11 protein-coding genes are annotated in these 9,688 nt (G+C 68.8%); 10 read left to right on the top strand and 1 reads right to left on the bottom strand.

Features of this window, described 5'->3' with window-relative positions; all coding sequences use genetic code 11:
- From QP045_RS09730 to tatC, 10 genes are all read left to right on the top strand, one after another.
- Positions 1–530: SPOR domain-containing protein (locus tag QP045_RS09730; RefSeq protein ID WP_422514784.1), on the top strand; the 530-nt coding region annotated here is incomplete at its 5' end.
- Positions 527–1,696, top strand: a complete 1,170-nt coding sequence (locus QP045_RS09725) for a deoxyguanosinetriphosphate triphosphohydrolase (protein ID WP_422514783.1) — start codon at positions 527–529, stop codon at positions 1,694–1,696. The genes QP045_RS09730 and QP045_RS09725, both read left to right, overlap by 4 nt.
- A gap of 75 nt (positions 1,697–1,771) precedes the next feature.
- The gene (gene argS / locus QP045_RS09720; protein ID WP_422514782.1) at positions 1,772–3,496 is read left to right on the top strand and encodes an arginine--tRNA ligase; all 1,725 of its coding nucleotides are present in this window, start codon (positions 1,772–1,774) and stop codon (positions 3,494–3,496) included.
- Positions 3,496–4,245 carry an SPOR domain-containing protein gene (locus QP045_RS09715; RefSeq protein WP_422514781.1) on the top strand — a complete coding sequence of 250 codons (750 nt, stop codon included), beginning with the start codon at positions 3,496–3,498 and terminating at the stop codon, positions 4,243–4,245. The genes argS and QP045_RS09715 overlap by 1 nt, the downstream gene beginning before the upstream one ends.
- A 59-nt stretch (positions 4,246–4,304) precedes the next feature.
- Entirely contained in the window at positions 4,305–5,312 is a 1,008-nt protein-coding gene (gene nagZ / locus QP045_RS09710; protein ID WP_422514780.1) for a beta-N-acetylhexosaminidase, read from the top strand.
- Positions 5,313–5,367: 55 nt separating this feature from the next.
- Entirely contained in the window at positions 5,368–6,096 is a 729-nt protein-coding gene (locus QP045_RS09705) for a segregation and condensation protein A (RefSeq protein ID WP_422514779.1), read from the top strand.
- Positions 6,093–6,671, top strand: coding sequence for an SMC-Scp complex subunit ScpB (gene scpB / locus QP045_RS09700; protein WP_422514778.1), 579 nt, complete (start codon positions 6,093–6,095; stop codon positions 6,669–6,671). Before QP045_RS09705 ends, scpB begins: the two co-directional genes overlap by 4 nt.
- Positions 6,672–6,703: 32 nt before the next feature.
- On the top strand, positions 6,704–6,997 hold the full coding sequence (locus QP045_RS09695; RefSeq protein ID WP_422514777.1) for a twin-arginine translocase TatA/TatE family subunit: 294 nt from the start codon (positions 6,704–6,706) through the stop codon (positions 6,995–6,997).
- 53 nt (positions 6,998–7,050) lie between these two features.
- Positions 7,051–7,491 carry a Sec-independent protein translocase protein TatB gene (tatB, locus tag QP045_RS09690; protein ID WP_422514776.1) on the top strand — a complete coding sequence of 147 codons (441 nt, stop codon included), beginning with the start codon at positions 7,051–7,053 and terminating at the stop codon, positions 7,489–7,491.
- Positions 7,488–8,264, top strand: a complete 777-nt coding sequence (tatC, locus tag QP045_RS09685) for a twin-arginine translocase subunit TatC (RefSeq protein WP_422514775.1) — start codon at positions 7,488–7,490, stop codon at positions 8,262–8,264. The genes tatB and tatC overlap by 4 nt, the downstream gene beginning before the upstream one ends.
- 98 nt (positions 8,265–8,362) lie before the next feature.
- Here tatC and QP045_RS09680 read toward each other — a convergent pair whose 3' ends face one another.
- A complete protein-coding gene (locus QP045_RS09680) occupies positions 8,363–9,556 on the bottom strand; it encodes a serine hydrolase (RefSeq protein ID WP_422514774.1) in 1,194 nt (397 codons plus the stop codon).
- Between the last annotated feature and the right edge of the window lie 132 nt (positions 9,557–9,688).

The raw sequence follows: 9,688 nt of genomic DNA, 5'->3' as shown, positions 1-9,688 counted from the left end.
CCCCCGCGCCCGCCCCGTCCGGCACGGTAGCACCCGCCCCGGCGGCCACCCGGACGCCCGAGCCGGCCAAGCCCGAGCCGGCCAAGCCCGCGCCGGCCAAGCCGGCCGCCAAGGCGCCCGTTGCCAAGGAATCGCCCGCAGCCAAGGGCAAGGCGACGGACAAGGACGCAGCCGGCAAGCCCACGGCGGACAAGGCGAACGCCAAGACCGCCACCGGCAAGGACAAGGCCAAGACCACCAAGGCGGTTGCGGCCAAGCCCGACCCGGCGCGCGCCTGGGTGCAGATCGCGGGCGGCGCCAACAAGGCCGACCTGCCCAAGGCCTATCGCGGCCTGGCAGCAAAGGCGCCCGCGCTGAAGGGCCGCACCCCCTCCGTCGCATCGGCCCGCGGCACCAACCGGTTGCTGATCGGCCCGTTCAAGACCAATCAGGAGGCGCAGGCGTTCGTGAACACCCTTTCCAAGCAGGGCGTTTCCGCCTTCTCCTGGACCAGCGAGCCTGGGCAAAAGATCGAGCAGCTTCCCAAGTGACCAGACCACAAGCGCCCTGGGCGACGGACCCGCAGGCGCACGGCGGCCGCCTCCACAGCGAGGGCAACGAGACGACCCGGGGGCCGCGCGACGCCTTCCAGCGCGACCGCGACCGGATCATCCATTCGATCAGCTTCCGCCGGCTGCGCCACAAGACCCAGGTGTTCATGGCGCCGGACGGCGACCATTTCCGCGTGCGCCTGACGCACAGCCTTGAGGTCGCGCAGATCGGCCGCGCGATCGCGCGCTCGCTGGGGCTGAACGAGGACCTGACCGAGGCGCTGTGCCTGGCCCATGACATCGGCCACCCACCGTTCGGCCATGCGGGCGAGGACGCGCTGAAGGATGCGCTGATGGCGGTCGGGGGCTTCGACCACAATGGCCATACGCTGCGCACGCTGACACTGCTCGACAGTCCCTATCCGCGCTGGCGCGGGTTGAACCTCACCTGGGACACGCTGGAGGGCTTGGCCAAGCACAATGGCCCGGTCCGCCGGCCGGGCTGGGCGCTTGCCGAGGCCGACGCGGCCTTTCCGCTGCGGTTGCAGGAATGGTCGTCGCTGGAGGCGCAGGTCGCGGCGCTGGCCGACGACATTGCCTATGACAACCACGACATCGACGATGGCCTGCGCGCCGGCCTGCTCACCTTCGATCAGATGCTGGGCGTGCCGATCGTCGCGGAACGCTGGGACGAGGTGCGCACGCAGTTCCCGGACGTTCCCGCCGACCGGTTGGTGGGAGAGCTGATCCGCGCGCAGATCGGCGCCATGGTCAACGACTTGATCGCCGAGACCCGGCGCCGCATCGCCGACTCGGGGGTAGGTAGCGTTGCCGACGTCCGCGCCGCCGGTCGTTGCCTTGTCGGCTTCTCCGACCGGGTTCGCGACCAGGAGCGCATGCTCAAGCGCTTCATGTACGCCAACCTCTACCACCACCCCTCCCAGCTCGCGGCGGCGGATGCCGCGCGGACGGTGGTGACGGGGCTGTTCGCCGCCTATCGCGACGACCCGGCGCGGATGCCCGCCGACTGGGGCGCGGATCTGCCTGAGGACGAGCCGGGACGCAGCCGCCATGTCGCCGATTTTATCGCCGGCATGACCGATCGCTACGCGATTGCGCGCTACCGCGAACTGGTGGGCGAGGTGTCCCTGCCGGAAGGCTTCTGAGCTGGCCGCACGCGGCTTTTGCGTGAGGGGCGGGGTTGGTCTAGAGGCCGGCTGATCTTCATCACCGGAAACCCCATGACGCTTTACGCACGCTTTGCCGCCCATCTCGACGCTGCCCTCGACGCGCTGGTCGCTGCGGGCGACCTGCCCGAGGGGCTGGACCGACGCGCCGTGACGGTAGAGCCGCCGCGCGACCCCAGCCACGGCGACCTGTCGACCAACGCGGCGATGGTGCTGGCAAAGCCCGCGCGCAGCAATCCGCGCGCGCTCGCCGAAAAGCTGGTGCCCGAGCTTGAGAAGATCGACACCGTCGCCAGCGTCTCGGTGGCGGGCCCCGGCTTCATCAATCTCACCCTGACCGAGGACAGCTGGCGCGACGAGTTGCGCGGCATCATCCAGGCGGGCGGCAACTACGGCCGCTCGACGATGGGTGAGGGCACGACCGTCAACATCGAATATGTCTCGGCCAACCCGACCGGTCCGATGCACATGGGCCATTGCCGTGGCGCGGTGGTCGGCGACGCACTCGCCAGCCTGCTCGAATTCGTCGGGCACAAGGTGATCCGGGAATATTATGTCAACGACGCCGGCGGCCAGGTCGACGTCCTCGCCCGGTCCGCGCACCTGCGCTACCGCGAGGCGCTGGGCGAGACGATCGAGATCCCCGAGGGTCTCTACCCCGGCGATTATCTGAAGCCGGTCGGTGAGAAGCTCGCGGCCGAATATGGCGATCGCTATGTCGACGCGCCCGAGAGCGCGTGGCTGGAGACGTTCCGCAAGGAAGCGGTCGCCGCCATGCTCGTCATGATCAAGCAGGATCTGGCGCTGCTCGGCATCCACCACGACCTCTTCTCGTCGGAGGCGGAGCTTCAGGCCGCCGGCAAGCCCGAGCAGGCCGAGGCGTGGCTGCGCGAGCGCGGCCTCGTCTATGACGGCGTGCTCGAAGCGCCCAAGGGCGAGACGCCCGAGGATTGGGAGCCGGTCGAGCTGCCGCTGTTCCGCTCGACCCAGTTTGGCGACGATCAGGACCGCCCGATCAAGAAATCGAACGGCCAGTGGACCTATTTCGGCGCCGACCTCGCCTATCATTTCCAAAAGGCGCAGACCGCCGACCAGCTGATCGACATCTGGGGCGCCGACCATGCCGGCACCGTCAAGCGCATCGTCGCCGCCGTCCAGGCGCTGACCGAGGGCAAGGTGCGGTTCGACGTGAAGCTCGTCCAGATGGTGCGCCTGCTGCGCGCTGGCGAGCCGGTGAAGATGTCCAAGCGCGCCGGCAACTTCGTGACGCTGGCCGACGTGGTGCAGGAAGTCGGCAAGGACGTCGTCCGCTTCACCATGCTCACCCGCAAGGCCGATGCCCAGATGGACTTCGACTTCGCCAAGGTGGTGGAGGCGTCGAAGGACAACCCGGTCTTCTACGTCCAGTACGCCCATGCCCGAGTCGCGTCGCTCCACCGCCGCGCGCGCGAGGCAGGGATCACCTGCGACGCGGTCGACCTGTCCCGGCTTGATACGGACGAGCTGCGGCTCGTGAAGCGCGCGGGCCAGTTCCCGCGCGTGGCGAAAGCTGCGGCAACGGCACGTGAGCCCCATCGCATCGCCTTCTATCTCTATGATCTGGCGGCGGAATTCCACGCAGCCTGGAACGTCGGCAACGACGATCCGTCGCGCCGCTATCTCCAGCCGGACGATCCTGCGCTCACCTGCGCGCGGCTTTTCCTCGCCGACGCAATCGGGCAGATCATCCGCAACGGCCTCGCCATCATGGGCGTCGAGGCCGTCGAGGAGTTGCATTGATGGCCGAACGGCTCGCCACGGGACTGCATGCGCACGACGAGGATCGTCTGCCGTGGCTGGAGAGCGTCGACGCCCCGCCAGAGGCGACGGCGTCGATGTGGCGGGTGCTGCTGCTCGTGCTCGTTGGTGTCGCGGTGCTGTGCGGTGTCGTCTGGGCCGCGCTGAACTTCGGTGCGAGCGTCACCCGCGGCGGTGGCGGCAACGGCGCGATCATCGCGGCCGAAAAGGGCCCCTATAAGGTGAAGCCCGACGCGCCCGGCGGCATGGAAGTCGAAGGAACCGGCGACACGGTCTTTGCCACCAGCGAGGGGCGTGATGCCGGTGCGGCACGCGTCGACCTGAGCAAGGTGCCCGAGGCGCCGTTGGTGGGCCAGCCCACGCCCGTGCAGGCGCCCGTCGCCGCACCGTCGCCCGGCGCCGCCAAGGTAGTCGCCGCCGTGCCCGCCTCTGCCGGCGATCTCCAGGCCCGCGCCCCCGCGCGCCAGGTTGCCGCCGCCCCGGTCGCCACCGCGTCGGGCTCGGTGGTGCAGCTCGGCTCCTTCCCGCAGGCGAGCGTTGCCAACAGCAGCTGGCAGCGCCTCACCAAACGCTTCGGCTATCTCGCGCCGCTCAATCCCTCGATCGAACAGGCCGAGGTGAACGGCAAGACCGTCTATCGGCTGCGCGTCGACGCAGGCGATGCCGGCAAGGCGGGCGAACTGTGCGGAAAGCTCAAGCTGGCGGGCGAGGGCTGCTACATCGCCCGCTGATATAGCGGGCTTCTCAGGCCCGGGTTCTCAGGGCCGGGGTTAGGGGCTAGGCAGCGGGCATGAAGCCCGTGATCTTCGGCCTGTCCGGCCCCGCCCTTACCGACGACGAAGCCGCCTTTTTCCGCGATGCGGAACCGGCCGGCTTCATCCTGTTCGGCCGCAACGTCGTCGACCGGCCGCAGCTGCGCGCGCTGACGGACTCGCTGCGCGCGCTCACGGGCCGCGACGCCCTCCCGATCCTGATCGACCAGGAGGGCGGGGCGGTTTCCCGCATGAAGCCGCCGGAATGGCCGGCCTTTCCCGCCGGCGCCGCCTTTGCCAGGCTTTGGGACGTGGCACCGGCATCCGCGATCGAGGCCGCCCGCGCCAATGCAGAGGCGATGGGGCACACGCTGGCGGAGGTCGGCATCACCGTCGACTGTTTGCCCCTGCTCGACGTGCGCCAGCCCGACACCACCGCCGCGGTCGCCGCGCGCACCTATGGCGCCGAACCGATGCAGGTTGCCGCGATCGGTCGCGCGGTACTCGACGGGTTGGCCCGCGCCGGGGTGGTCGGCATCGTCAAGCACATGCCGGGCCACGGCCGCGCCGTGGTCGACAGCCACCTGGAACTGCCGGTCGTCGACGTCGATGACGCCGCGCTGGAACAGGACATCGCGCCGTTCCGCACCCTCGCAAACGCGCCGATGGGGATGACCGCGCATGTCGTCTACCGCGCCTGGGATGCGGCGCGCCCCGCCACCCTGTCCCCAACGGTCATCGCCGACGTGATCCGCGGCCGCATCGGCTTCGACGGGCTGCTGATGACCGACGACATCGACATGAAGGCGCTCTCCGGCACCGCCGGGGAGAAGGCATCCGCCGCGATCGCGGCCGGGTGCGACCTGGTGCTCGATTGCTGGGCCCGCATGGACGAGATGGTCGAGATTGCCGGTCGCCTGGGGGAAATCGCACCCGAAAGCCGGGCGCGGCTGGACCGGGCGATGGCGGGCGTCGTCCGCTCGCAAGCCATCGGAGATGTCGCCGCGCTCCTCGCGAAGCGCGACGCCCTGCTCGCACTCGGCTGAGGCGCCGTTCCCGCTGCCTCTGGCAATCGGACGGCAGAGCCTGTCTAACAGCGCGATGGAAACGGACGACACGCTGACGGTGGAGGTGGAGGGCTGGGAAGGCCCGCTCGACCTGCTGCTCGCGCTCGCCCGCACCCAGAAAGTCGACCTGCGCGAAATCTCGATCCTCAAGCTGGTCGAACAATATCTCACCTATGTCGAGCAGGCGCGCGCGCTGAAGCTCGAACTCGCTGCCGACTATCTGGTGATGGCGGCGTGGCTCGCCTTCCTCAAATCCGCACTGCTGCTGCCCCGCGATCCGGAGGCGCAGCCGGATCCCGAGGAACTGGCGCTGCGCCTGCAGCTTCGCCTGGAGCGGTTGAACGCGATGCGGGAAGCGGGCGCCCGACTGCTCGCCCGCGACCGCATCGGCCGCGACGTCTTTCCGCGCGGCGCGCCGGAGGGGCTGCGGGTGCTGCGCCAGACCTTGTGGCAGGCGGAAATCTACGATCTGGTCGCGGCCTATGGCCGGGTGAGCGCACGCACCCGGCCGGTCCTCCACATCGTCCAGCATCGCCCGGTGATGACGCTGGAAACCGCGATCGAGCGGGTCTCCGCGATGCTCGGCAGCCACCTCGACTGGACGGTCCTCGAACGCTTCCTTCCCGAGGACGCGGACGCCGCTTTCCGGCGCTCCGCGCTCGCATCCAGCTTCGTCGCCGCGCTCGAGCTCGCGCGCCAGGGCAGGGTGGAGCTCGACCAGAGCGCCCCCTTCGCACCCCTGCGAATCCGGGCGATCCGATGAGCGCTGCCCCCGACGAACTCGTACGCGCGGTGGAGGCGGTGCTGTTCGCGGCCGAAAGCCCCATGAGCGTCGCCGCCATCCGCGCCTATGTGGGGGAGGGGGCGGACGTGCCCCGCGCCCTGGAACAGCTGGTCGAGGATTATGCCGGTCGCGGCATCGCTCCCGTTCGCCGGGGCGACCGCTGGCATTTCGAGACCGCGCCCGACCTCGCCCGCTTCCTCCGTCGAGACCGGGAGGAGCCCCGCCGCCTCTCCCGCGCCGGCATCGAGACGCTCGCGATCATCGCCTATCATGAGCCGGTGACCCGCGCCGAGATCGAGGCAATTCGCGGGGTTCAGGTCGCAAAGGGCACCATCGACGTGCTGATGGAGGCCGGCTGGGTACGGCCCGCGGGTCGGCGCGAAGTGCCGGGGCGGCCGCTCACCTATGCGACAACCCCCGAATTTCTTAGCCATTTCGGCCTGCGCAGTCGCCGCGATCTGCCCGGCATGGACGACCTTCGTGCCGCGGGTCTGCTCGACCCGATCGACGTAGCCCTTGCGGGCGAACTGGAAAGCGGCGACGAGAGCGACTAAATGAGCGCCAACGTGCGTAATGGAGAGTGACAATGGGTGGTCTTAGCATCTGGCATTGGCTGATCGTCGGGATCATCGTGCTTCTGTTGTTCGGCAAGGGCCGCTTTTCCGACATGATGGGCGACGTGGCCAAGGGCCTGAAGAGCTTCAAAAAGGGCATGGCCGAGGACGATGATGATGTGCCGCCGGCACGTCAGACCCGGCTGGAACAGCGCAGCGACGTCAACCGCGCCGTCGATGCCGACGTGGTGACCCCGCGTGACCCGGTGCGCGACCCGATCGTCGATCCGGTCCGCGACGCCGACCGCACGCGCGACGACCGCTGATCCTGACCCTGACGGGCGCGCCCGGCGCGCCCCTCGACGCGAACGGGCGCTGAATGTTCGATATCGCTCCGACCGAGCTGATGCTGGTGGCCGTGGTGGCGTTGCTGGTGATCGGCCCGAAGGACTTACCCAAGGCGATGCGCTTCGTCGGCCAATGGGTCGGCAAGGCGCGCGGTGTCGCACGCCAGTTCCGTTCCGGCTTCGATGCGATGGTGCGTGAGGCGGAACTGGCCGAGATGGAAAAGAAGTGGGCGGAAGAAAACGCCCGCATCCTGCGGGAGCATCCGGCCATCGAGAGCACCGCGGACAGCCTTGCTGCACCCGAGGGCACCACTGTTTCGCCTGCGACGCCGGACCCGGCCGTCGATACACCGGAGCCGGCCGTCGACGCACAGGACGCACCCGTGATGGTGGAAAAGCCGCACGTCGAACCGGCGGGCGAGGATGATCGTCCCGCGCAGTCGCCCGCACTGGATGGAAAGGCGGCTTCGTGAGGGATATCGACGACAGCCAGGCGCCGCTGCTCGACCATTTGATCGAACTGCGTCGACGCCTGATCTATTCGCTGCTCGCGATCGGGCTCGCGTTCGCGGTCAGCTTCTATTTCGCCGAGCAGATCTTCGCCTTCCTGGTCCAGCCGTTGCTGGCCGCCGGGCAGAAGCGGATCATCTTTACCCAGATTTTCGAAGGCTTCTTCGTTCAGGTGAAGGTGGCCTTCTTCGCGGCCATGATGCTGTCGTTCCCTGTCATCGCGAACCAGCTGTGGCAGTTCGTGGCGCCTGGGCTGTACCGTTCCGAGAAGAAGGCGCTGTTCCCCTTCCTGCTCGCGACGCCGGTCTTGTTCCTGTTGGGGGCGGCGCTCGCATATTACGTGACGATCCCCGTCGCGCTGCATTTCCTGCTCGGCTACCAGGGCAATATGGGCGGGGTGGAGCAGGAGGCACTGCCTTCCGTCGCCAACTACCTCTCGTTCGTGATGCAGTTCCTGTTCGCGTTCGGGTTGGCGTTCCTGCTGCCGGTGTTGTTGATGCTGCTGGAACTCGCCGGTATCGTTACGCGTGCGCAGTTGATCTCCGCCCGCCGTTACGCGATCGTCGGAGCTTTTGTCGTCTCAGCGGTGCTGACCCCACCCGATGTGGGATCTCAGCTGCTGCTCGCGATCCCGCTGGTGTTGCTCTACGAAGTGGCGCTGATCGGCATCTGGTTCACCGAGCGCAAGCGCGCCCGAAACGCGCCGGAAGAGGACGGGGACGAGGCCAAGGCCTGAGCTGCGCCTCCGCCGACGAAAATCAGCCGGGCCTCAGCCGCTCCAGCGCAGAGGCCCGGCGGATCGGTTAGGCTCGATTTGCTCCGCCGCCCGCGTCCTCACGGGGTTGCGAGCGCTGCCGCCTTGTTGATCAGCGCGACGAAGCGCGCTTCGTCCACCGCCGCCTCGGGATTGTTCCAGCTCCCCGCCATCGCGTACCATTCGCCGGACTTGGCGCGCATCAGCAGCGTCATGTTGATCACCCCCGGCTCGGACCCGCCCTTGTAGCCAATCCAGTCCCAGCGCGCGGCGCTGCCCGGGCCGAGGCCCGGGTTCTTTGACAGGACGGCGCGTGCGGCCTCGCCATCCTCCCCCTCGGTATTGCGCCGCAGCCAGTCCATCACCCGCAGCAGGTCGTCGGGGGAGGCGAACCATTCGATGGTCGCGATGCGGATGGGCTTGCGATCCTGGAACAGCGCGGCCGGGATCGCCGACGCCGGCGCCTGGGCAACGGGCCCCGCGAGCAGCGCACGGCGCGCGGACACGTCCGCTGTCTCCCACCGCCGTCCTAGCGTGCCGCCCTCTACGCCTTTCAGCTTGAAGATCTCCAGCGTGCCCAGGAAGGGCAGGTTGCGTCCCTCGGCATCGCGGATGCCGACCACCGGCAGCATCGCCTCGACCTTCTCTCGGCCCAGCGCGTGCAGCAGGATATCGGTCGCGGAGTTGTCGCTGACGGAGATCATCTGGGTCGCGAGCTCGCGCAGCGAGACGCGCGTTCCCGCGGGCTTGGCGGTATAGCCGCCTGCCGGCAGAGCACTGCCGTCGAGCGTCACCATATCGTCCCAGTCGCGCTCCCCCGCGTTGGTCGCGCGGACCAGTTCGGCCAGGATCAGCAGCTTGAACGTCGATCCGATCGCAAAAGGTGTCGCCGGGGCATGCGCCGCCAGCCGGACCGGCCCGCCGTTGTCCAGCCGCGCCAGGGCAAAGCCGGTCCCCCCCGGCAGCGCCTTCAGCGCATCCACCACCGCCTGGATGCTCGCCTCCGGCGCCTCCCGCAACTCGGTGCTGGTGATCCGCAGTCCTGTCACCTGATGCGGCGCGGCGGGATCGACCACGATCTGACCCACCGCACTCCCCCGCTCGAAGCCGAGCCGAAAGTCCGCGACATGCGCGCTAAGGGGAGTCAGCGACTCCAGCCGTGTCGGCTTTCCAAGTGCCCCAACCAGCTGGTCGCGAACCTGCGCGAACGCGGATTCCGGGATCTCGGACCGGAACAGCGGCGCGAAATAACGATCATAGGCAATCGTCCCCATAATCGCGGCGGCCAACGATTGAGCCCGTTCCTGCAGTTCCGGAGACGCGGTCACGCGGTTTGGCGCCGGGGCGGGGCCGGGCGGAGTCTGGGCCACGACGGGCGCTCCGAGAACCAGTGCGAGGGCAAGGGT

The sequence above is a fragment of the Sphingomonas sp. 3-13AW genome, from assembly GCF_049311085.1.
Lineage (GTDB): Bacteria > Pseudomonadota > Alphaproteobacteria > Sphingomonadales > Sphingomonadaceae > Sphingomonas.
Note: the sequence above shows the minus strand (reverse complement) of the source record. Positions and strands in the feature narration are given on the sequence as shown.